Genomic DNA, 1739 nt, shown 5'->3' with positions numbered 1-1739 from the left:
GGCTTGTTTTCCGGTTGCCGCCGCTGCGCGGCGGCAACCGGGAGGTTTGTTGGTGGAGTGGGCGGGGTTGCTGTGTGGTGAGGTCGGCGGTGTTGGAGCCCGGGGTGGTCTGCGGGTCAGGCGATGGCCCAGCCGCTGTTGTTGTGGGTGAGTCCGAGGTTGAGCAGGCGGCGCAGGTTCAGTGCGGCCATGCGGGTGTGCAGCCAGTGGTTGTTGGTGGTGACGCCGCGGTAGCGGAGTTTGCGGCAGCGGCTTTTGGGTCCGATGAGCCAGGCGATGGAGCGTTCGACCATGGGCCGGTGCTGTCGATATGTGTCACGTAGTTGCTGGTCGGTGCGCCAGTCGCGCCGCGCTGAGCGCAGCAGTGTGTCGTGGCGGTGCAGGTGCAGGGTGCGGCCCTGTTTGCTGGTGGTGCATCGTGGCCGCAGCGGGCAGCCGGTGCAGGCTTTGCCGAAGCTGACTGTTCTGCCGGCGGTGATGCGGCGGGTGACATCGTTGGGGCAGGTTGCCGTGCCGGAGTCTTCATCGACGGTGAAATCGTCTACGGTGTAACCGTTTTCGACCGGCGGGCGCAGTGGTGGGGGTTTGATGAGCGCGGTGTGGCCGCGGTTGGTGATTTCCTCACGCAAGTCAGCGGTGCTGTAGGCGCTGTCGCCCAGCACTTGTCGTGGTCCGTCCTCGTCGTCGAGCAGGCGCGCGGCGATGACGGCCTCGTGGTTGTTCTGACCATTGGCTTTGGCCAGCTGGCCGGCGGTGAAGATGCCGGTGGTGGGCTCGATGGCGACGTGGGCCTTGTAGCCGTCCTGGCGTTGGTGCACGGTCTTGTGGACGTGGCGGGCCTCGGGATCGGTCACCGAGATCACCCGATCACCGGCGACGTTGCCCGCGATGCGCCAGCGGCCGTCGGTGCCGTCGGAGTCTTGGGCGGGTTCGACGTCTTGGCCGGCGATCAACGCCAGCAACGCCAACGCCTGTGACGCCTTGTCCTGAACATTGTCGTCGAATTCGTTGTCGGCCAACGCATCAACCACCATTGTCGCGTCATTGACCAGTGCCGAGACCAACGTCTCGCGCGCTGCCTGGTCGTCCCAGGCGATCGCGGGTTTGCCCGGATCGTCATAGTCGTGAGCGCGACACCGCGCGGCGATGATGTCCGCAGCGCCGGGGACCTCGCGACGCACCCGCCGGATCGCGGCGATCAACTGGGTCACCGTGTCCTGGGTAGCGACCGCGTCGTCGAGTACCACCGAGTCCAACGCGCGCCGTGTCTTTCCTTGCAGCACACCGGTTTCGGCGACCACCGCGCGCACCGCGTCGAAGATCCGGTTCGGCCGGTCCGAGTTCGCCAGCCGCCGCCGCCAATAGGTCAACGTCGACGGATCGAATCCCTCATCGTCCAACGCCAACCCGCACGCGACCTTCCACCGCAAATCACACCGCAACGCCTGCACCGTTTCCCGGTCCGACAGATCATGCAACGCCTGCAGCACCATCACCGACGCCGCGACCTCACACGCCAGACTCGGCCGCCCCGTCCGGCTCGGGAACAAATCCTCGAACATCTTCGCCGGGAACACCTCCCGCCGATGCTCGGACAAGAACGCGAACACACTGCCCGCCGGAACAAGATGCCCGACCAACGCCGCCGCGTCCATCAACTGCGGATCCGAACCACCCTCACCCAGCACCCCTCAATCATCGATGATTCCGGCCCCTCCGGGGCCGGAATCACACCCAGG

The 1739-nt window shown here is 66.2% G+C and carries 1 protein-coding gene; it reads right to left on the bottom strand.

Features of this window, described 5'->3' with window-relative positions; genetic code table 11:
* Positions 1-116 precede the first annotated feature (116 nt).
* On the bottom strand, positions 117-1688 hold the full coding sequence (locus NA11_RS43605; protein WP_439957152.1) for an IS1182 family transposase: 1572 nt from the start codon (positions 1686-1688) through the stop codon (positions 117-119).
* Between the last annotated feature and the right edge of the window lie 51 nt (positions 1689-1739).

Origin of the sequence: Nocardia altamirensis NBRC 108246, from assembly GCF_001612685.1 — a bacterium.
Taxonomy (GTDB): Bacteria; Actinomycetota; Actinomycetes; order Mycobacteriales; family Mycobacteriaceae; genus Nocardia; species Nocardia altamirensis.
This window is presented reverse-complemented; position numbering and strand designations above follow the sequence as displayed.